The organism is Cupriavidus basilensis (assembly GCF_008801925.2).
GTDB classification, from domain to species: domain Bacteria; phylum Pseudomonadota; class Gammaproteobacteria; order Burkholderiales; family Burkholderiaceae; genus Cupriavidus; species Cupriavidus basilensis.
On record NZ_CP062804.1, the window covers coordinates 2,729,627 to 2,750,125 of the forward strand.

The 20,499-nt window shown below is 66.9% G+C and carries 20 protein-coding genes; 15 read left to right on the top strand and 5 right to left on the bottom strand.

Annotated features, from left to right (window positions below; all coding sequences use genetic code 11):
- The first annotated feature begins 115 nt into the window (after positions 1-115).
- The 4 genes from fliP (at position 116) to F7R26_RS33140 (ending at position 3,136) form a co-directional block, all read left to right on the top strand.
- Positions 116-805 carry a flagellar type III secretion system pore protein FliP gene (gene fliP, locus F7R26_RS33125; RefSeq protein ID WP_173430752.1) on the top strand — a complete coding sequence of 230 codons (690 nt, stop codon included), beginning with the start codon at positions 116-118 and terminating at the stop codon, positions 803-805.
- 34 nt (positions 806-839) lie between these two features.
- Complete coding sequence (fliQ, locus tag F7R26_RS33130) at positions 840-1,109, top strand: flagellar biosynthesis protein FliQ (protein ID WP_043353410.1); 270 nt, start codon at positions 840-842, stop codon at positions 1,107-1,109.
- A gap of 99 nt (positions 1,110-1,208) precedes the next feature.
- The gene (gene fliR / locus F7R26_RS33135; RefSeq protein WP_150990470.1) at positions 1,209-1,994 is read left to right on the top strand and encodes a flagellar biosynthetic protein FliR; all 786 of its coding nucleotides are present in this window, start codon (positions 1,209-1,211) and stop codon (positions 1,992-1,994) included.
- A gap of 194 nt (positions 1,995-2,188) precedes the next feature.
- Positions 2,189-3,136 carry a methionyl-tRNA formyltransferase gene (locus F7R26_RS33140; protein ID WP_150990468.1) on the top strand — a complete coding sequence of 316 codons (948 nt, stop codon included), beginning with the start codon at positions 2,189-2,191 and terminating at the stop codon, positions 3,134-3,136.
- 45 nt (positions 3,137-3,181) lie between these two features.
- Here F7R26_RS33140 and F7R26_RS33145 read toward each other — a convergent pair whose 3' ends face one another.
- The 3 genes from F7R26_RS33145 to blaOXA form a co-directional block, all read right to left on the bottom strand.
- A complete protein-coding gene (locus tag F7R26_RS33145; protein ID WP_150990466.1) occupies positions 3,182-4,408 on the bottom strand; it encodes an RtcB family protein in 1,227 nt (408 codons plus the stop codon).
- 179 nt (positions 4,409-4,587) lie between these two features.
- Positions 4,588-5,475, bottom strand: coding sequence for a class A beta-lactamase (bla, locus tag F7R26_RS33150; protein WP_150990464.1), 888 nt, complete (start codon positions 5,473-5,475; stop codon positions 4,588-4,590).
- Between the two features lie 29 nt (positions 5,476-5,504).
- A complete protein-coding gene (blaOXA, locus tag F7R26_RS33155) occupies positions 5,505-6,305 on the bottom strand; it encodes a class D beta-lactamase (protein WP_150990462.1) in 801 nt (266 codons plus the stop codon).
- Between the two features lie 246 nt (positions 6,306-6,551).
- Between blaOXA and F7R26_RS33160 the strand changes: the two genes are divergently transcribed.
- The 3 genes from F7R26_RS33160 to F7R26_RS33170 all read left to right on the top strand — a co-directional run bounded on the left by F7R26_RS33160 (position 6,552) and on the right by F7R26_RS33170 (position 11,203).
- Positions 6,552-8,210, top strand: coding sequence for a hypothetical protein (locus F7R26_RS33160; RefSeq protein ID WP_150990460.1), 1,659 nt, complete (start codon positions 6,552-6,554; stop codon positions 8,208-8,210).
- 99 nt (positions 8,211-8,309) lie between these two features.
- On the top strand, positions 8,310-9,869 hold the full coding sequence (locus F7R26_RS33165) for a metallophosphoesterase family protein (RefSeq protein WP_416351352.1): 1,560 nt from the start codon (positions 8,310-8,312) through the stop codon (positions 9,867-9,869).
- Between the two features lie 38 nt (positions 9,870-9,907).
- Complete coding sequence (locus tag F7R26_RS33170; RefSeq protein WP_416351377.1) at positions 9,908-11,203, top strand: cytochrome-c peroxidase; 1,296 nt, start codon at positions 9,908-9,910, stop codon at positions 11,201-11,203.
- On the opposite strand, the gene F7R26_RS33175 is transcribed toward F7R26_RS33170, so the two are convergent.
- Entirely contained in the window at positions 11,200-11,775 is a 576-nt protein-coding gene (locus tag F7R26_RS33175) for a hypothetical protein (protein WP_150990457.1), read from the bottom strand. The genes F7R26_RS33170 and F7R26_RS33175 overlap by 4 nt on opposite strands.
- 428 nt (positions 11,776-12,203) lie before the next feature.
- Here F7R26_RS33175 and F7R26_RS33180 point away from each other — a divergent pair, with 428 nt between their 5' ends.
- The 3 genes from F7R26_RS33180 (at position 12,204) to F7R26_RS33190 (ending at position 14,332) form a co-directional block, all read left to right on the top strand.
- Entirely contained in the window at positions 12,204-13,373 is a 1,170-nt protein-coding gene (locus F7R26_RS33180; protein WP_150990455.1) for an MFS transporter, read from the top strand.
- A 28-nt stretch (positions 13,374-13,401) separates the two neighbouring features.
- Positions 13,402-14,097, top strand: coding sequence for a glutathione S-transferase family protein (locus tag F7R26_RS33185; protein ID WP_150990453.1), 696 nt, complete (start codon positions 13,402-13,404; stop codon positions 14,095-14,097).
- 70 nt (positions 14,098-14,167) lie between these two features.
- A complete protein-coding gene (locus F7R26_RS33190; protein ID WP_170301962.1) occupies positions 14,168-14,332 on the top strand; it encodes a hypothetical protein in 165 nt (54 codons plus the stop codon).
- Positions 14,333-14,795: 463 nt separating this feature from the next.
- Here F7R26_RS33190 and F7R26_RS33195 read toward each other — a convergent pair whose 3' ends face one another.
- Entirely contained in the window at positions 14,796-15,668 is an 873-nt protein-coding gene (locus F7R26_RS33195) for a LysR family transcriptional regulator (RefSeq protein ID WP_150990451.1), read from the bottom strand.
- Between the two features lie 245 nt (positions 15,669-15,913).
- Between F7R26_RS33195 and F7R26_RS33200 the strand changes: the two genes are divergently transcribed.
- The 5 genes from F7R26_RS33200 to F7R26_RS33220 all read left to right on the top strand — a co-directional run bounded on the left by F7R26_RS33200 (position 15,914) and on the right by F7R26_RS33220 (position 20,442).
- A complete protein-coding gene (locus F7R26_RS33200) occupies positions 15,914-16,336 on the top strand; it encodes a VOC family protein (protein ID WP_150990449.1) in 423 nt (140 codons plus the stop codon).
- A gap of 35 nt (positions 16,337-16,371) precedes the next feature.
- A complete protein-coding gene (locus F7R26_RS33205) occupies positions 16,372-17,067 on the top strand; it encodes a fumarylacetoacetate hydrolase family protein (protein ID WP_150990447.1) in 696 nt (231 codons plus the stop codon).
- Positions 17,068-17,280: 213 nt separating this feature from the next.
- Entirely contained in the window at positions 17,281-18,072 is a 792-nt protein-coding gene (locus F7R26_RS33210; protein WP_150990445.1) for an HpcH/HpaI aldolase family protein, read from the top strand.
- Positions 18,073-18,259: 187 nt separating this feature from the next.
- On the top strand, positions 18,260-19,120 hold the full coding sequence (locus tag F7R26_RS33215) for a 2-hydroxy-3-oxopropionate reductase (protein WP_241754796.1): 861 nt from the start codon (positions 18,260-18,262) through the stop codon (positions 19,118-19,120).
- A 131-nt stretch (positions 19,121-19,251) separates the two neighbouring features.
- Positions 19,252-20,442, top strand: coding sequence for a glycerate kinase (locus F7R26_RS33220; protein ID WP_150990441.1), 1,191 nt, complete (start codon positions 19,252-19,254; stop codon positions 20,440-20,442).
- The last annotated feature ends 57 nt before the right edge of the window (positions 20,443-20,499 follow it).

Here is a 20,499-nt window from a genome sequence, read left to right on the forward strand (position 1 = left end):
ACACCACCTGCAACGCCATCTCCGGTCCGTGCGCGAATGCGCCAGCCAACCCTCCCGGCTTGCCTTCGCGGCATTGCTGGTGAGCGCCTGCCTTGCGCTGGTGCTGTTGCCTGCCATGGCCCACGCGCAGGCATTGCCCGGCCTGACCAGCAAAGCCGGCCCGGGCGGCAGCCAGACCTGGTCGCTGTCGGTGCAGACACTGGTCCTGCTCACCTCGCTGTCGTTCCTGCCCGCGGCCATGCTGATGATGACGGGCTTCACCCGCATCATCATCGTGCTGGGGCTGCTGCGCAATGCGCTGGGCACGGCCAGCTCGCCGCCCAACCAGGTGCTGGTGGGACTGTCGCTGTTCCTGACCTTCTTTGTCATGTCGCCGGTGTTCGACCGCATCTACACCGACGCCTACAAGCCGCTGTCCGAGAACAAGCTCAGCCTGGAAGACGCCGCCGCCAAGGCCGCCGCGCCGCTCAAGACCTTCATGCTCAAGCAGACCCGCGAGAAGGACCTGGCGCTGTTTGCCCAGATGGCCAAGGTGCCCGAGATGCAGGGCCCCGAAGACGTGCAGATGCACATCCTGGTGCCCGCCTTTGTCACCAGCGAGCTCAAGACCGCGTTCCAGATCGGCTTTACCGTCTTTATCCCCTTCCTGATCATCGACCTGGTGGTAGCCAGCGTGCTGATGGCGATGGGCATGATGATGGTGCCGCCGGCCACCATCGCGCTGCCATTCAAGCTGATGCTGTTCGTGCTGGTGGACGGTTGGCAATTGCTGCTGGGCTCGCTGGCGCAGAGCTTCCTGAACTGATCACGGGGCACCAGCCCCACCCAAGGCCTTCGCCATGACGCCGGAAACCGTAATGAGCATCGCCACCCAGGCGATGAAAATGACCCTGATGCTGTCCGCGCCGCTGCTGCTGGTAGCGCTGGTGGCTGGCCTGGTGGTGAGCCTGTTCCAGGCCGCCACGCAGATCAATGAAATGACGCTGTCCTTCATCCCCAAGCTGCTGGCGCTGTTCGCCACCATGGTGCTGGCCGGGCCGTGGATGATCAACACCTTTGTCGACTACATGCGCGAAGTGTTCCAGGGCATTCCCGCCCTGGTGCATTGAGTCCGCTGCGTCCGATGCACCCGACGCGTCGGACAAGCCTGGCGTCGCACCTGGCCGCGCTGGGCAACCTCTGACGCCGCAATAGCCGCAACAGCCGCCGTGCTCTCCGTCACCTCCGCCCAGCTCTACGCCTGGATCGCCGCCTTCCTCTGGCCCTTGTTCCGCCTGCTGGCCCTGATCGGCACCGCCCCGCTATTTGGCGAGTCGGCCATCCCGAGACGCGCCAAGGTTGGCCTGGCGGCCCTGATGGCGGTGATCATCTCGCCCACCATCGCCCACCTGCCGCTGGTGCCGGTGTACTCGCTGGAAGGCTTCCTGATCATCCTCAACGAGGTGGGCATCGGGCTGGCGATGGGATTCAGCATGCGGCTGGTGTTCTCCGCCGTGCAATTCGCCGGCGAAACCATCGGCCTGCAGATGGGCCTGTCGTTCGCCTCCTTCTACGACCGCTCCGCCGGCGGCCAGACCATGGTGCTGGCGCGCTTTCTCAATGTGGTTGCCATGCTGATGTTCCTGGCCATGGACGGGCACCTGATGCTGCTGGCCACCATCGCCGATAGCTTCGCCAGCCTGCCCATCGCCGCCCAGCCCCTCACCGGCGCCGGCTGGGCGGCGGTGGCCGCCTCCGGCGCCACCGTGTTCTCCTCGGGACTGCTGCTGGCGCTGCCACTGATCGCCGCGCTGCTCACGCTCAACCTCGCCATGGGCATCCTGAACCGCGCATCGCCGCAACTGTCGATCTTCGCGGTCGGCTTCCCGGTCACGCTGGGCGGCGGCATCCTGATGATGATGCTGATCATGCCGCAGATGAGCACCTTCATGGCACGGCTGATCGAGGGCGGGTTGAGTACGGTGGCGACGGTGTTGGGGCAGTTTGGGCGGTGAGGGTCAGGTCTCGGCGGACCCGCCCTGAGCTTTAAGAATCCGTTTCAAATTGATTCTGGCAGCGTTGCGCCGCGGTGCCGTACATTGACGTGTCGGCGGCCGCGGCTCCAGCCGGGGTCCTTTCGCTTCGCTTCCTGGTGAAGCGGCATCCATTTGCTACAAGCAGGGCCGCCCGACGATTCAGGAATCGATCGTTGAGCACCCCCTCTCCCTCCCTCGACACCGGTGCAAGCGCCGGCTTCGGCCCCGCCGCAGTGCGCCCCGTGGCGGTACCCGCTGCGCCAAGACGCTTCGCCATCACCGCATCCGACCGTTATATTGGCGTCTTCGATGCGTTCGTCCAGCACGGATGGGAACCGGTGAAGCTGTTCACCGCCCGCGTCGACGGGCGCATGCATCGCACCGACGCCATCCTGGGCCGCGCGGAAGCCCGCAAGATCGACATCCAGCTCTCACCCATGAATGACCGGTCACTCGACGGCCTGCGCGACCTCGGGTGTGACTTGCTGGTGGTGGCAAGCTACGCGTGGCGCATCGGAGACTGGGCCTCGCGGATTCCGATGGCCATCAATTTCCACCCCTCGCCATTGCCGGTGGGCCGCGGCCCCTATCCACTGCCACGGGCCATCCTGGACGGTCTTGCCACCTGGGGCGTGAGCTGCCACAAGATCAGCAGGGATTTCGATCAGGGCGACATCCTGGCCCAGCGGCAGTTCGACATTGCCCCCGACGAAACGCATGAAAGCCTCGACCTGAAAGTGCAGCGCGCCACATCGCGCCTGGCCCAAGAAGTGGCTTTCAATCTCGATGCGCTGTGGAAGAACGCCGTGCCACAAGGTGCGGGCTCCTACATCCCCTTCTGGACCGACGCCGACCGTACGCTCGACTTTTCCCTGGCACCCGAGCGCATTAACGCGATGCTGCGCGCCTTCGGGCGCCATGAATGCCTGGCGCGCATCAACGGCAATGTGGTCCACGTCATCGACGCCCATGCCTGGCGCGAACCGCATAACCTGCCGCCGGGCGTGGTAGACCATGTCGATGGCGAGCGCTTCGTCGTCTCCTGCACGGGCGGATTCATCGCCATTCTCGAGTGGAACCTGTTGCCGCCCGGGCAGATGCGGGGCACGGCGCCGCGCTGAGCGCACACGGCCGCGGGACACCACGGGCGAATCCGGGCGTTGCCCTCAGCCCTTCACGCACACCACCTGCTTGAGCGTGTGGACGATCTCGACCAGGTCGGACTGCGCCGCCATCACCGCGTCGATGTCCTTGTAGGCCATCGGGATCTCGTCGATGACTTCGGCATCCTTGCGGCACTCGACGCCTTGCGTGGCCAGTCGCTGGTCTTCCACCGAAAACTGGCGCCTGGCTTCGGAGCGGCTCATGGTGCGGCCCGCACCGTGGCTGCAGGAGCAAAACGATTCCGCATTGCCCTTGCCACGCACGATATAGGAGCGCGCGCCCATCGAGCCTGGAATGATGCCAAGCTCACCGGCCTTGGCGCTGACCGCACCCTTGCGGGTGACCAGTACGTCTTCGCCGAAGTGACGCTCCTTCTGCACGTAGTTGTGATGGCAGTTCACCGCCTCCATCTGCGTGGCAAAGGGCTTGCCGATCACGGCGCGCGCGGCGTCCAGCACGTTGGCCATCATCGTCTCGCGGTTGCGGCGCGCGTACTGCTGCGCCCACTCCACCGCGAACACGTAGTCTTCATAGTGCTCGCTGCCTTCCACCAGGTAGGCCAGGTCGCGGTCGGGCAGGTTGATGACGTGCCGGCGCATGTCCGCTTGCGCCAGCTCGATAAAGGTGTTGCCGATCGCATTGCCCACCCCGCGCGAGCCCGAGTGCAGCATGAACCAGACTGACTGGCTTTCATCCAGGCAGACCTCGATAAAGTGGTTGCCGGTGCCTAGCGTGCCAAGGTGGTTGCGGTTGTTGGTGCGCGCCAGCTTCGGGTACTTCTGCGTGATGCGCGCGAAGTCACCTGCCAGCGCGGCCCAGCTCGCGTCCACCGCATCCGGCACCTCGCCCCAGGCGCCCTTGTCGCGCCCGCTGCGGTTGTTGGAGCGACCGTGCGGCACCGCTTTCTCGATGGCACTGCGCAGCGGGCCGAGGCTATCGGGCAGGTCGCCGGCGGTCAGCGTGGTCTTGACGGCGATCATGCCGCACCCGATATCCACGCCCACCGCCGCCGGGATGATGGCGCCGCGTGTGGGGATCACCGAGCCGATGGTGGAACCCATGCCCAGGTGTACGTCCGGCATCACGGCCAGATGCTTGAAGATGAACGGCATCTGCGCGGTGTTGGCGAGCTGCGCGCGCGCGCCGTCATCGACGGGTACACCATGGGTCCACATCTTGACCGGGCGGCCGGTGCCGGACTGGAATACGTCGTAGTTCTCCTTGCTCATGTCTTCATCACTCTTTGCCTTGCGGCGGGACTACGCCGGCGTTGGCCAGCAAGATACCAAATAGGGTGAGCGACCAGTGGTTGTGGAACCCGCGCTCTAATCGTAGGGCAATGCGGCCTCGCCACAACAAGGATCGGCAGGATTTACGTTGCGTATGCCGCAGCGGCCGCGAGCCAGCCCTAGCTTAGCGCCTCGGCCGCGATCCGCGCAGCGGATGCCAGCACGTCGTTGCGATAGGCGGCATCCTTGCCGGGTTGCGTGAAATAGATCGCCAGCACGATGGGCGGCTTTCCGGGCGGCCATGCCACTCCGATGTCGTTGGCGGTGCCGTAGTCGCCGGAGCCCGTCTTTTCCGCCGCCTGCCAGTCCGCTGGCACGCCGGCGCGGATCCGCGTGGCGCCGGTGGTATTGCCGCGCATCCATGCCACCAGCTGTTCGCGCTCTGCCCCGCCCAGTGCATCGCCCAGCGTGAGCCGTTGCAGGCTAGCTGCCATGGCCGCCGGGGTCGACGTATCGCGCGGGTCGCCAGGCAGCGCGGTGTTGAGCTCGGTCTCCCAGCGATCAAGCCGGAACTGGTCGTCGCCGATCGCACGGGCAAACGCAGTCACGGCGGCAGGGCCGCCGAGCAGCTTCATCAGCAGGTTGGCGGCCGTGTTGTCGCTGTACTGAAGGGCGGCCGCGCACAGTTCGGCGACCGTCAGGCCATCGCCGACGTGCTTCTCCGTGATCGGCGAATACGCGACCAGTTCGTCCTTCTTGTAGGCAATGCGCCGTTGCAGCAGCCCGGCCTGCGTTGCGCTGCGCTGCAGGACGGCGGATGCGGCGATCACCTTGAATGTGCTGCATAGCGCAAAGCGTTCGTTGGCGCGGTGACTGAGCCGCGCGCCATTGGCGGTGTTCAGCGCGGCGATGCCAAGGCGCCCGCGGGCTGCGGACTCGAGCGCGGCCAGGCGGTCTTGCGCGGCGACGCTCCCTTCGGTCCTGCCGGCCCACGAAGTGCAGGCTGCGGCGAAGGGGGCTGTCGCGGCGGCGAGCAGCAGTGTGCGGCGAACGGGGCAATGTGTCATCGGTCCTTTCCTGTGATTAAGCGGTTGCATCAGAGTGATCCCAACAGTCCCGGCAGCGCCTGCATGAACGCATCGCGCGCGCGCAATCCTGCGCTGACAGGCTCCTTCTTCTCATCCTGGATCAGGCGCGCAAAGACGACGTTGCGGCCGTCCTTCGCCGCCCAGCCAACAAACCATCCATAGCCGTGGCTCCAGTCCTCGGCGCCATCGGCCAGGCGCGGGGCGCCGGTGCCCGTCTTGCCGTAAACGGCCCATCCGTTCGGCAACTCGCCGAGCGCCATGATCCGGCTTGTCATGTCATAGGCATGCGCGGTCACGGGCAATTTGCGATTGACCACCTTTTGCAAAAAGGCAACCTGCTCCAGCGGCGAGATCTTCAGCGACGAGCTAAGCCATGAGCGCGTCAGCCCGTTGTGCTTGCCGGGGTCGCCGGAGATATCGCCATTGCCGTACTGGAACGCACTGACGTAGCGCCCGAAGCGCGCCTGGCCAAGCTGTTGCGTCAACTGCTGCGAGTACCACACAACCGAGGTCTTCATCCAGCGCTGGGGGTCCGTGGTGACGCGCTTGGACGGGTTGCTCTCACGATACACCTCGCGATACGGCATGGCTGGCGCGTGCGCATCGGCCAGCAGCCCTGCGTCGAAGCCCATCAGGCTGAGCGGGACCTTGAACGTCGATGCCGCGGTCACGCGCTGGTCGCAGGTGCCCTCTTGTTTAAGCAGCTTGCCGCTACTGGCATCCACCAGGACCGTGCACGTCAGCTCGGCACGGGCAGTTGACAAGGACAGCGCCGCGCAAAGCGCGGCAAAGATGGCGATTGGCTTCAAGATGATTTCCGTGTTTTTTATGAGCGCGATCGATCTGGCCGGCCAGGCCGGCGCACGAAACGGAGCATAGGAGCGCGGCGGCATGACGCCAAGCCCGCTGGCTGTAACCTGCGTAACATGGCACCTTCGGCACACGCGCCGATGGCACAATTCCCACATGTGCCGCTGCACATTGCCGCTGGCGAGTGCCGCTGCAAAGGACCGTTTCAACATCCTGCATCAACGCCCCACACAAAGCCGTCCCACATGCGCCAGCCCGCCCTTGCCATCGAGCTATCCGCCCCCTATCTCGTCAACGGCGAGCCCGCGCGCTACCAGAGCCTGTGGCTGCTCGTCGCCGTCTGCGCTGCCGCGCGCAACCGCGGGGCCAGCCTGCCGGCGGTGCATCTGCAAACCCGCTTCCCCGATGCCGCCAATATCCGCATGATGGTCTCGCGCGCCTTTGCCGACTTCGCACGCTGGGGCGTGCCGGTGGGCTGGGGACCAGACCGGGGCCAGGGCATCGCGGGCCTCAACCCGGCGCGCCGCAGCCGCGGGCCGTTCTGGATCGAGCCGACGGACGGCAAGCGCGTGCGCTTCACCGTGGATGGCCGCAGCGCTGGCGATGCGGCATTGGCGCGCTTCGTGGGGCTGGGCACCGCCGCCGCGAAAGACGCGGCCCGCCAGGCAGACGAAGCCCACCCCGCGGTTGACTACGTGATGCGTGACATCAGCTACTGGAGCCATCTCACGCAAGCCATGCGCGGCATGCAGGACGGCGTGGGCGTTGCCGGCGCGGCGGGTGGTGGTGCCAGCAACGGGGTGGCGCAAGCCCTGCGCGCCGCGCAGCGCTGTGCCACCGACGATTTCCAGCACGCCTTCGCGCTGCTCAAGGAGAGCCTGGCCTGGCGGCGCGGCGACGACCTTGCGCGCAGCCGCGCGGCGCTCCAGCGCTTTGACCGCATCGTGGGCACCGGCACCGTGGACACGGCGGTGCCCACCTTCGCCGCCATGGCGCGCGTGGTGCGGGCCTGGGAGCGCTATGCGGGCAACCAGATGGAGGCGGCGCAGGCGGAACTGGAAGGCCTTGCCGCCGATCCCGCGCTGCAGCCCGTGGTGCGCTACAACCCGCGCGTGCGTTTCGAGACCCTCAACCTCGGTGCGCTGATCCACAAGACGGTGGCGATCCGCGATATGGCAACGCAGCCGGAGGCGGCGCGGCAAGCGGCCGAAGCGGCCGTGGCAGGCTTCTCCGGCGCCCTGCAGGCGGCCTATGAGGCGGACTCGGTGGATGCCGCGCAGCACGTGGCGGCCAACCTCGGGCTTTGCCTGTGGCTGTTCTGGAACCACGCGCTGATCGATCCGCGGCGCGCATGGCCCGCGGGCCAGGTGCAGCGCCAGGCCGTGCGCTGGCTGGGCTTGTCGGAATGGATCTGCGACCGCTTTGGCGTGGGGGGCGGCTCGGCGTGGAACATCATCTTCCTGCTGCGCATTGCGCGCGGCAACTGCGCGCAGGACGGCGGCGGCGCGCTCAAGGCGTTTCGTGCGCAACGGCCGCTGCCGCTGGATGAAGCGGTGGACGCGCTGCGCCCCTTCCATGCGCCCTTTGCGCGGGCCAAAGGCTTTATCAGCTGGTCGTCGCTGGCCAGCTTCGCGCTCGACGAGCACGACAGCGGCCACGTGCATTACGGCGCCCTGCCGCTCGCCAACCTGCTGCTGGAGGCCAGCTGGTTCCACGCCTTCGAGCACGGTGCCACGCCTGCCGCGTTTGCCACCGTGGAGCGCCTGGCTAGGCTGCTCGGCAAGCTGCGCCCTGCGGAGCGCCGCTTCTTCGTCTCAGCCATCACCGCGCTGCCACGCGAGCTGCAACTGGCCGCCACCGAAGCCATCCGGGCCGCGCCGCGCGCCGCGCGCAAGGCCAAATGAGCGCCACGCCAGCCAGGCTGACACATAACGTTCATCGTGCCGAAACATCACATCCGTATATTTCCGCTTCGCCATCAGGGATAACAGGGAAATATAAGAATGGATAACCACAACACCAACCGGCAAGCCGGTCCCGCCATGCGCGTGGGCGCTGGCGCCATCCTCGCGATACTCGCTGCGGCCGCCGTGCTGCACGGCTGCGGCAGCGACAGCACGGACGCAGCGCCGGCCGCCGTGGCCACCGCGCCCGTCACGCCGGTCACGCCATCCGGCGATGCACCCAGCGCCAGCGCCAATATCCAGGCCGCGTGGGTCGAGATCGGCGACAGCAACCAAGCCATTGCACGCGTCATCACCAACTACGCCGCGCCGGCCGTAGCCGCAGGCAGCGCGCTGCCCTCGAACGCGCTTTGCCCGCTGCTGACGGTGGATGGCGTGCAGCAACGCATGGCGCTACGGGTCGGCGCCGGCACCATGGCGCAGCGCACCACCGCCAGCGCCGCGGCCGACTCCAAACCGTCTGATTTCCCGGTCTCCGTATGCGAAGCCACGCTGCCGGCCGGCGCCGCCGCTGCCAGCGTGGCGGGCCAGACGCTGCCGCTGCCCAAGGCCCAGCCGCAACGCGTGCTGGTGCTGGCCGATACCGGCTGCCGCCTGAAGAAGGCGGATAACGCCTACCAGCCTTGCAGCGACGGCACCGCCTGGCCGTTTGCCGCGCTGGCCACCACCGCCGCCGGCATGAACCCGGACCTGGTGCTGCATATTGGCGACTACCACTACCGCGAAAACCTCTGCCCGCCCGACATCGCCGGCTGCCAGGGCACGCCGTGGGGCTATGGCTGGGATACCTGGCAGGCCGATCTCTTCAAGCCCGCCGCCCCACTGATGGCCAAGGCGCCGTGGGTGGTCGTGCGCGGCAACCATGAAGAATGCGCCCGTGCCGGCCAGGGCTGGTTCCGCTTCCTCGATCCGCGCCCGTACTCGGACGCGCGCTCTTGCAACGACCCCGCCAACGACAGCAACGCCAACTACTCCGAGCCCTATGCGGTTGCGCTGGGCACCGGCTCGCAGGTCATCGTGTTCGACTCGGCCAAGGCCGGCAAGGCCGCGTTGCCGACCTCCGACCCGCAGTTCATCGCCTACCAGAAGCAGTTCCAGACGGTAGGCTGGCTGGCCGCCAAGCCGGGCATGACCACCACCATGTTCACCAACCACCATCCCATCCTGGCCTTTGCGCCGGTGGCGGGCAGCAACCCCGCACCGGGCAACCTGGCCCTGCAATCGGTCATGAGCAATGCCAACGCCCAGGCCTACTACCCGCCCGGCGTGCAAGTGGCGCTGCACGGCCACGTGCATGACTTCCAGGCCATCAACTTTGCCTCCAGCCACCCGGCCACCATCGTGTCGGGCAACGGCGGCGACAACCTGGACGTAGCGCTGCCCGATCCGCTGCCGCCCGGCACGGTTCCCGCGCCCGGCACCGTGATCGACAAGATCACGCACAGCGCGAGCTTTGGCTTCCTGATGATGGAGCGCAATGCCTCGCCCGCCACCGGCTGGACCTTCAAGGCGTATAGCGTGGCCGGCAAGCTGATGGCGACCTGCGTGCAAACCTCCAATACGCTGGCTTGCGACAAGACCGGCTTCCTGGCGCCGTGATCGGGGCCCTGCGCGCCACCAGCGCCGCCCTTGCCGTTATCTGTCTTGCGGCTGGCGCTGGCGGCGCGGCGCTTGCAGCGCCCGCGCCGGGGGTGGTGCTGATGCCCGGCGCCCCACCCGCCAGCGTGGTGGACACCATCGGCAAGGGCACGCCCAAGGTCGCCGCCAAGGTCGACCCCACCGCTGCCGTGTTCCGCTCCGACCCGGCGCTGGCCGCGCTGGGCAAGCGCATCTTCTTCGATGCACGCCTGTCCGAGCCGCGCGGCATGTCCTGCGCCGGCTGCCATGACCCCGCGCGTGCCTTCGCGCCGACGCTATCGCCCGCGTCGCTGGCAGGCCCGCACGTGCCCCAGGGCAGCCGGCCCGGGCGCTTCAGCCTGCGCAACGCGCCCTCGCTGCTGTACGTGCGCTACATCCCGCGCCGGCACTTCTACCAGGACGACGACGCACCTTACGCGTCGCCCTTCGGCGGCCTGTTCGCCGACGGGCGCGCCGATACGCTTGCCGAACAGGCACGCGGCCCCTTGCTCGATCCCAACGAGATGAACAACGGCACGCCGGCGAGCCTGCTGCGCAAGGTCAAGGGGACAGAGCTGGCGCCCGCGCTGGCCGCGCGCTTCGGCCCCGCCGTAGAGACCGATCCCGAGCAGATGTTGCTGGCGCTCGGCAAGGCGCTGGAGGCCTACCTGCAGAGCGACGAGATGGCGCCGTTCAGCTCCCGCTTTGACGACTACCTGCGCCATCGCACGCCGCTGGCGCCGGCGCAAGCCCGCGGCCTGGCCTTGTTCAAGAACCCGGACAAGGGCAACTGCATGACCTGCCACACGCTCTCGGATACCGCCAGCCGCCCGGAGCGCTCGCTGTTCACGGATTTTGGCTATGACGCGATTGCCGTGCCCCGCAACCGGGCGCTGGCCGCCAACCGTGATCCCAAGCGCTTCGACAATGGCCTGTGCGACACCGCCCGCCGCCTGCGCTGGCCCGAGCCGGAGCAATGGTGCGGGTATATCCGCACGCCCGGCCTGCGCAATGTCGCGGTGCGCCAGAGCTTCATGCACAACGGCGTGTTCACCACGCTGCGCGATGCCGTGGCCTTCTACAACACGCGCTCGACCGACCCGGGCAAGTGGTATCAAGGCGGCAAGACCTTCGATGACGTGCCGGCGGCGTATCGGGGCAATATCAATATCAACTCGACGCCGATGAACCGGCGCGCGGGCACCAAGCCGGCCATGACCGAAGCGGAAATCGACGATCTCGTGGCGTTCCTGCGCACGCTGACCGATGCGCCCTATGTGGGCGTCATGCCGGACGCGCAGGCCGCCAAGCCCTAGGGGCCCCGCGCCGCGCAGACAGCGTCGGCCTCGAATCCGCGAAAGACCAGCTGCGTGGGATCCGGCTCAGGCTCGATCTCGCGGCCGTCCTTGCCGGCCAGCCGCAGCACCTGCCCGGTGCAACTCTTCGCCGCCGCGTTGCGCTGGTAGCGCAACTCGTATTGCCAGCCCGGCAGCGGCACAAAGGAAACGCCCACCGCGCACCGATAGGGCTGCTCGCCAGCGGCAACCGCCGCTGCCGTGAGGTAGATACGCTGGCCAGCCACCAGCCACCGCTCACGCGTGCGGCCGGGCGGCTCCGGCGATATCCCCACCATGCCCAGGTCACGCTCGGTGCCCATCGCGGGCAGCTGCTTGCCCGTGCCGCCCAGCAGAAGCGGCTTGGGTGGCTTCGGGCACCGGGTGGCATCCACCACATTGAATGTCGTGTTGTCGTCCGTGTTGGTCACCAGCCGGATGCGGGCGGCGGGCGTGCCGGTTTCGACCCGGTAATGGGAAATGCAGCCGGACAGGGCAAGCGCCAGGACGCAGAGCGCGGCGGGCGAGATGGCGGTTTTGCGGACTTTCGACATGGGGATGCGGGAAAGTTGGCCACCGGCAAAGCATACCCGCTTTGATTTCGTGACGGGTTCCCCCAAGCGGCCAACCGTATGGCTCATGGCACCAGTGGCCTACCCGGTGATGATGGAGGGGTTGTGGGAGACGGCGCGCCAGCCTTGACCTCGCCCGGCTAGCCAAACCCAGCCTTTGCCATATCCAGATTGACAGCGCTTGCACCCGGACTTACCCTCGGCCGGGTTATCTGATCGGCCCGCATATCGATATCCAATTCGATATCACTTCACGGCTACGTGGCTTCACGGCTGCCCGTAGTGTGCCGGTCAGATCACGACCAAGAAGAAAACAATAACAACAATACAAAGACAGAGACCGTTCCACCGTGCCCCCTCGCCTGTCCGACCTCCGCCCCGTCCTGCCGATCTTGATCGGCGCTTCCGTCATGCTGAGCCTGGCCATGGGCCTGCGCCAGAGCCTTGGCATCTTCATGCCCCCGCTGACCAGGGACATCGGCATCTCGGTGTCGGATTTCACGATCGCGATCGCGGTGCAGAACCTGGCCTGGGGCTTGCTCCAGCCCATGGCCGGCGCCTGGGCCACGCGGGTGGGGTTCCGGCCGTTGATGATGACCGGCTCGCTGCTTTATGTGCTGGGGCTGGCGCTGCTGGCCACGGCGCACGGCATCGCGGGCGTGACGCTCGGCGCGGGCGTGGCGATCGGCGCATCGATGGCTTGCACGGGCAGCGCCATTGCCATGGCGGTGGCCGCGCGGCCGGTGCCCGCGGCATTGCGCAGCGCGGTGCTTGGCATCGTGTCCGGCGCCGGCTCGCTCGGGGCGCTGGTGGCGGCGCCGATCGGACAGGTGGTGGCGCAGTCGTTCGGCTGGCGGGTGGGACTGGCGGCCTTTATCCTGCTTGCGCTGGTGATGCTGCCGGCCGCGTGGTACGCGGGCAGGGTGGATCGCCTGCCGCTGCCCACGTTGCCCGGCGCCGTGCAGCAAAATGCGCGCGAGGCGCTTGGCGCGGCCCTGCGGAACAAGGCGTTCCTGGTGATGGGCGCCGCGTATTTCGTGTGCGGCATGCAGCTGGTCTTCCTCACCACGCACCTGCCTTCGTATCTCGACATCTGCGGCATGGACCCGATGCTCAGCGCCAAGGCGCTCGGCGTGATCGGCGGCTTCAATGTACTTGGCAGCCTGTTCTTTGGCTGGGCTGGCGGGCGGGTCAACAAGCTGGTGCTGCTCGGCACCATCTACAGCGTGCGCTCGCTGGCGCTGGCCTGGTACTTCTCGTCGGCGCCCACGCCGGGCAGCACGCTGGTGTTTGCCGCCGTGATGGGCTTCCTGTGGCTGGGCGTGGCGCCGCTGGTGGCAGGCTGGATCGCGCAGACCTTCGGGCTGCGCTGGCAGGCCATGCTGGGCGGCGTGGCGTTCTTCAGCCACCAGATCGGCAGCTTCGTCGGTGCGTTTGGCGGTGGGCTCGTCTACGATGCGCTGGGTTCCTACACCCTGGCGTGGCAGATCGGCGTAACCCTGGGTCTGGCCGCCGGGCTGGCGCAGATTGCCTTTGCGGTGGCCACGCGCCCGCGGCCGCCGCAGCTGATGACCACGTAGGCGGGCACTACGGCAAGGAGCAACCATCATGGCCCTGACGCTTCATTACCATCCGCTGTCTTCCTTCTGCCACAAGGTACTGATCGCGCTTTACGAAAACCAGACGCCTTTTTCCGGCGTTGTGGTGAACCTTGGCGACAAAGACTCGCGCGCCGCGTTCCTGGCGCTCTGGCCCATCGGCAAGATGCCGGTGCTGCGCGACGACAGCCGCGACGTGACGCTCCCGGAAACCACGATCATCATCGACTACCTCGACCAGCACTACCCGGGCGCGCAAGCGCTGCTGCCGGCCGACGACGATGAGCGCCGCGAGACGCGGCTGTGGGATCGCATCTTCGACCTCTACGTGCACCTGCCGATGCAGAAGATCGTGGGCGACCAGCTACGGGCCGAGGCAGAGCGCGACCCACGCGGCGTGGCGGACGCGCAAGCCGCTCTGCGCACTGCCTACGACATGATCGAGCAGCGCATGGCCGGCCGCACCTGGATGGTCGGCGAGCACTTCACGCTGGCAGACTGCGCCGCGGAACCCGCGCTGTTCTACGCGGCAATGCTGGTGCCGTTTGCGCAAACGCATCCGCTCCTGGCTGCTTATTTCGAGCGCCTGGTGGCTCGTCCTTCGGTTGCGCGGGTGCTGGCCGAGGCCCGCCCCTACTTCCACATGCTCCCGATCAAGGACGCCATCCCTGCGCGCTTTCTCCAGGGCGAGCCCCCGGCTGCCTGATCCTGTTTATGCTCCAGCGGTGCGAACAACACCGTGTGCGCAAACGCGGGCAGCGACTGGCCGGTGCCAGATGCTGGCCGGCGGCAAGTGGAATGGCCGGCAAGTGGTGCCCAAGGCCTGGCTCGACGCCAGCCTGCGCCCGGCCGCGGTAGTCGACGATAAATGGGTTGCGCCTGTTGCGGCCCTGCGACAAGTCTTCCTGGCCAGCCTGGCGGAATCCATGCCTGCGCGCTGAAAAGCATGACAGCGCATGCGCGGCATGCGCACCAATATGCGACGAATTGCCGCGCCGGCGGCCCGCCAGGTGACGCACGCGCCAGTTCATCCGCCCTCCCCGCTCCCGCCTCGGCGGCCACGGGCAGCACCTCTGTTCCTAAAGCCGGGATAAGGCCGCAATGGCCCTGCTCCTCCTCGCATTGATCCCTCTTCCCGCTGCTTAAGATGCCGCCGCACCTCGCGAAACGCGACTGGGTGCCACAGCGTCGCAACCATCATGGAACAAGGCCCCGGCCCACGCCGGTGCAGCAGACATGATGAACTGGAATCCGGAACTTTGAGAATCTGAAGATTTGCTGGTCCGGCAGCGCCCTTGCGGGTGCCGCCAATTTGTCCTGGTCGCCCCGCGTGCGCTCCCGCCGCGCGGGGCGCTTTTTTTTTTTTAAGGACGCGGCAACGTTTGCGCGGCCCGGGCAAGGGCATCAGGTTGCGCGCGCGGCCTCGGCGACAAGCGCATCGATCAGCGCTGCCATCGACGCGCGCTTGAGCGACGACTGCCTGACCAGCACGCCGATCTCGCGGAATATGGGTTCGCCGGGCAACGGTATCTCCACAACGTGACGCGCGGCCTGCAGCGGCACCAGCGCGGCCGGAATGATCGCGCAGCCCAGCCCTTCGTCGACCATCTGCAGGATCACGGCGGGCTCGTCCAGCTCCATGCCTTCCTCTACCCACAGCCGGTGCCGGCGCAGATAGCGGTCCACCAGTTGCCCGCCCATGGAATGCCGGTTGTAGCGGATGAAGGGCATGGCCGCCAGCACCGCCTTCAAATCGCGCGGCGAGCCCGCCGGCGCGATGCCGACAAAGCGCTCGCGCATCAGCGGCACCCATTTAAGTTCCTGCGGAATGCCGAGCCTTGGCTTGATCAGCACCGCCACGTCGAGCTCGCGGGCATCGACCTGGGTCAGCAGCTGGGTGGACATGCCGGGGACGATGTTGACGTGTGTCTTGGGATATCCGGCGCGAAAGCGCTTCATGGCCCCCGGCAGCAACGTGGCCTGCACGGTGGAGACGGCGCCAAGCTCCAGCGGCGTGGTGTCGGAGGCGGAATGCGCGCGGCCCTTCATGGACTCGTATAGCTCGACGAAGCGTATGGCTTCCGGCAGCAGCTTGCGGCCCTCCTCGCTCAGCGCGACCGATTTGCCAGCCCGGTCAAACAACGTGCAGCCAAGGTCTTCCTCCAGCCGGCGTATCTGGGTGCTCACCGCTGACTGGGTGAGGGCAAGGCGTGCGCCGGCGGCGGAAAAGGACGAGGTCTCGGCCGCCACAAGGAAAGTGCGGAAGTAGCGGATCATTTGCGGATCATTTGCGGATCATTTGCGTATCATTTACGGATCATTTACGGATCATTTACGAATCATTTGGGGGTCACGTTGGGATCATGCAGGGGATCACAGGCGGCATGGTGCTATTTATATCTAAATTTTTGATGCTGAGCACAGAAATCATTCGTTTCATATTACGACTTCTGCTGATTACAATCAAACGAACGCGGCAACACGCCGACAACTCCCACGCACAAGAGACAAGAGCCCCTTCGATGAGCGCAACCCCGTTGTTCCACCTGGCTTTCCCCGTCAACGACCTGGAAGAGGCGCGCCGCTTCTACGGCGAGCTCCTCGGCTGCCCCGAAGGCCGCAGCTCGAACGCCTGGATCGATTTCAATTTCTATGGCCATCAGGTCGTCGCCCACCTCGCGCCGGAAGAATGCGGCCACCGTGCCACCAGCGCCGTCGACGGCGACGAGGTGCCGGTGCGCCACTTCGGCGCGATCCTGTCCATGGATGCCTGGGAAGCGCTGGCCGAGAAGCTGCGCGCTGCCAATACGCAGTTCGTGATCGAGCCGCATGTGCGCTTCAAGGGGCAGGTCGGCGAGCAGGCGACGATGTTCTTCCTGGATCCGTCGGGCAACGCGCTGGAGTTCAAGGCTTTTGGCGACATCAGCCAGGTCTTCGCAAAGTAATCCCTCCCCCGCTTTCGTCACAAACGGAACCAGACATGACCGAATTCGTTTTCCAGCCCGCCGAACAGGCAAGCGTCGCCGTGGCCGGCAGCAGCGCCCGCTTTCCCATCCGCCGCGTGTTTTGCGTGGGCCGCAACTACGCCGCGCACGCCCGCGAGATGGGCAATGACCCGGACCGCGATCCGCCGTTCTTCTTCACCAAGCCGGCCGATGCCGTCGTGGGCGCCGAGGGCACGGTGCCATATCCGCCGCTCACGGAAAACCTGCACCACGAGGTCGAACTGGTGGTGGCGATCGGCAAGGGCGGTGCGAACATCAAGCCCGAACAAGCACTCGACCTGGTGTGGGGCTACGGCGTGGGCGTGGACCTGACCCGCCGCGACCTGCAGGACACTGCCAAGAAGATGAGCCGTCCGTGGGACTGGTCCAAGGGCTTCGACGCCTCCGGCCCTTGCGGCCCGCTGCACCCCGTGGCCAGCATCGGCCATCCCGGCGCAGGCCACGTGTGGCTCAAGGTCAATGGCGAGACGCGCCAGGAAGGCGACCTGAACGAGCTGATCTGGCCCGTGGCCGACGTCATTGCCTATGTGTCGCAAAGCGTGACCCTGGCACCTGGCGACCTGATCTTCACGGGCACACCGGCCGGCGTCGGCGCGCTGCAGCCCGGCGACGAAGTGACCGCCGGTGTGGCGGGTGTCGGCGAGATCGCTTTCCGCGTGGGCCAGCGTTAAGACGCATTGCATCAGCAAGAGATACTATGACGTGGCTCACCGCGAGCCATGTCATAGCCTCAGCACGATTCCCGCCTGCCTCGGGCCGCTCCGGGCGCACTCACTTTCCTCAAACCGGCCTTAACCTTGCTGCTTCGCTTGACGACGTGCCTGCTCGGGTTATACTTGCCCCATGTTGTACGATAACTTATAAGTCAAGCCACAGGAGACACAATGCGCGAGAACCGGATACGGAACATGTGGGCGAACGGGCAAGCCGTCGTCAATGGCTGGCTGTCCATCCCCAGCAGCTTTGCCGCGGAGACGATGGCCCACCAGGGCTGGGACTCCCTCACGGTGGACCTGCAGCACGGCGCGCTGGACTACCGCGATGCCCTCAGCCTGTTCACGGCGATCTCCACCACCGACACCATGCCGGTGGCGCGCGTGCCCTGGAACGAGCCAGGCATCCTGATGAAGGTGCTCGACGCCGGCGCGTACGGCGTGATCTGCCCGATGATCAACACGCGCGAAGACGCGGAGCGCCTGGTGGCCGCCACCCACTACCCGCCAATGGGCACGCGCAGCTTCGGGCCGATCCGCGGCATGCTGTATGGCGGCCCCGACTATCCCGAGCGCGCCAACGAAACCATCGTCGTCTTCGCGATGATCGAGACCAAGCAGGGGCTGGACAACCTGGACGACATCCTGTCGGTCAAAGGGCTCGATGCGGTTTATATCGGCCCGTCCGACTTGTCGCTCGCGCTCGGCTGCCGCCCGACCTTCGACGATGTCGACCCGCCCGTCGCGGAGGCGATCGCGCACGTGGTAGCCCGCGCCAAGGCGCACGGCGTGGTCGCCGGCATCCACAACGGCGCGCCGGAAGCGGCGTTGCGCAGGATCGAGCAAGGCTTCCAGTTCGTCACCGTTAGCTCCGATGCGCGCCTGATGGCGGCCGGTGCCCGGCAGGTGGTGACGCAGATGCGCGACGGGCAGGCGGCAGGCGGCGAAACATCGGGCTACTGAGCCGGCACCGTGTCTGCACCAGCATTTCAGACAACGTTTCAGACAGCGTTTCAGACAGTATCGAGACAAGAGATTTGAGGCACCGGCATCGCGGTGCCCGCTGCGCAGGCGTCCGGCGGCAAGCGATGCCATTGAGATCGACTAACGGAGAACGAAAGTGAAGCTTGGATTTATTGGCCTTGGCATCATGGGCACCCCGATGGCCGCCAACCTGATCGCCGGCGGGCACGAAGTCAGCCTGTCCAGCCGCAGCGGCGTGCCGCAATCCCTGCTGGACAGCGGTGGCGTGGCTTGCCACTCCGGCAAGGAAGTGGCCGAACGCTCGGATGTGATCTTCCTGATGGTGCCGGACACGCCCCATGTGGAGGCCGCGCTGTTCAATGACGGCGGTATTGCCGCCGGGCTGAGCGCCGGCAAGATCGTGGTCGACATGAGCTCGATCTCGCCCATTGCCACCAAGGCCTTCGCCGAGCGCGTGAACGCACTTGGCTGCCAGTACCTGGATGCGCCGGTGTCCGGCGGCGAGGTCGGCGCGCGCAACGCCACGCTGTCGATCATGGTCGGCGGCCCGCAAGCGACGTTCGAGACCGTGCGCCCGCTGTTCGAGCTGATGGGCAAGAACATCACGCTGGTGGGCGACAACGGTGCGGGGCAAACCGCCAAGGTGGCCAACCAGATCATCGTGGCACTGAACATCGAGGCGGTTGCCGAGGCCCTGCTGTTCGCCTCCAAGGCCGGCGCGGATCCGGCGCGCGTGCGCCAGGCGCTGATGGGCGGCTTTGCGTCCTCCAAGGTGCTGGAAGTGCACGGCGAACGCATGATCAAGCGGACCTTCGACCCGGGCTTTCGCATCGGGCTGCACCAGAAGGACCTGAACCTTGCGTTGTCGAACGCGCGCGAGATGGGCGTATCGCTGCCGAACACGGCCACCTGCCAGGAGTTGTTCAATGCCTGCGCAAGCCATGGCGGATCGGACTGGGATCACTCCGCACTGGTCCGCGCGCTTGAGCTGATGGCCAACCACGAAGTCGCGGCCAAGAAGGATTGAGGGCACGATTTAGCCGGCAGTCTTTGGCATGGGGCGGCACCCGCTGCCGCCCCATGGCCTTTCCCCGCTGCTCCCCTTTCCTCCGTATGGCGTTTGCCCTGCGGTGAGCGCCGTTCACCCCGCCTCGCCTTATGCCTAGCCTTCCCGATCCCATCATTGTCATTGCCCCCGACTCATTCAAGGGCTCCCTTGCGGCCGACCAGGTCGCCGCCGCCATCGCCGCCGGGATCCGGCGCGCGCTGCCCGGCGCGACGATCCGGCAACGCCCGATGGCGGACGGCGGCGAAGGCACCATCGACGCAATGCTGGCCGCCGGCGGCCAGCGCGCCGGCATCGAGGTGCGCGGCGCGGATGGTGCCCCGCGCATCGCCACGGTAGCGCTGCTCGCGGGCGACCGCGCCGTGATCGAGTCCGCGGAAATCGTCGGCATCACCGATCCGGCGGGCATGGCATGCCCCGTGGCGCAGCGCTCGACGACCGGCCTCGGCGATGCCATCAAGGCCCTGCTCGACCTGGGCATGCGCGAGATCTTCGTCGGCCTTGGCGGCAGCAGCACGAACGATGGCGGCGCCGGCCTGCTGCATGGCCTGGGGCTGCGCTTGCTGGATGCGCAGGGCCGCGACATCCCGCCCACGCCCGCCGCGTTGCCCCAACTGGCGGCAATCGATGCCAGCCAGCTCGACCCGCGGCTGGCCGCCACCAGGCTGGTCGCGATGTGCGATGTCACCAACCCGCTGACCGGGCCGCACGGCGCCACTGCCGTGTTCGGCCCGCAAAAGGGCGTGCAAGCGCAGGATGTGGATGCCATCGATGCCGTGCTCGCCGACTACGCGAGCTTGCTGGAGCCGGCGCTCGGGCGCCGCGCCAGCAACGCGGCAGGCGCGGGAGCCGCGGGCGGCCTCGGCTACGCCTTGCTGATGCTTGGCGCGCAGATGCGCCCGGGCGCCGACATCGTGGCGGACTGCGTAGACCTCGATGGCGCGCTGGCGGGCGCCGACTGGCTGATCACCGGCGAGGGGCGCAGCGATGTGCAGACGCTAAGCGGCAAGGCGCCGTTGATCGCCTGCCAGCGCGCGCATGCCTGCGGGGTGCCCGCCTCACTGCTGTCCGGCGCCATCGACCCCGCCGCGCTGCCGGCGCTCGGGGCCCATTTCACGGGTTGCTTTTCCCTGGCGCCCGGCCCGATCACTGTCGAGCAGGCCATGGCCAACGCGAGCGCTTTGCTGTCGGATGCGGCCGAGCAGATGGCAAGGCTGCGCTTCACCAGCACCCACCCGCTCGAACATGGGCGCCCCCGCCAGGCGGACGAGCCCTTGCACTGAGCACAAAGGCGCGCGCCGGCCCGCAAATCCAGAAATTTCTTAAGGGTAAGCGAGCGC